We start from the raw sequence: 281 nt of genomic DNA, 5'->3' as shown, positions 1-281 counted from the left end.
CTAGCACACACGAAATGGAACTGTAAATACCACGTGATCTTTGCGCCCAAATATCGGAGACAAGTGGTATATGGAAAACTGAAAAGAGAAATTGGGAAGATCTTACGGGAGCTATGTGAACGAAAAGGAGTCGAAATCATTGAGGCAGAAGCCTGCCCGGATCATATCCATATGCTCGTAAGTATCCCACCAAAGCTAAGCGTATCGGAATTTATGGGATATCTCAAAGGGAAGAGCTCGCTCATGATATTTGATAAATTCGCAAATATGAAGTACCGGTA

Annotated in this window: 1 protein-coding gene; it reads left to right on the top strand. The window is 42.3% G+C overall.

Annotated features, from left to right (window positions below; translation table 11 throughout):
* A partial coding sequence (gene tnpA, locus ACSEXW_RS28455; protein WP_438449529.1) for an IS200/IS605 family transposase occupies nt 1-281 on the top strand: 281 nt, incomplete at both ends.

Source organism: Oryzibacillus soli, assembly GCF_051594765.1.
Taxonomy (GTDB): Bacteria; Bacillota; Bacilli; order Paenibacillales; family NBRC-103111; genus Paenibacillus_AR.
The sequence above is the reverse complement of the archived record's forward strand: the minus strand, read 5'-3'. Positions and strand labels throughout refer to the sequence as shown.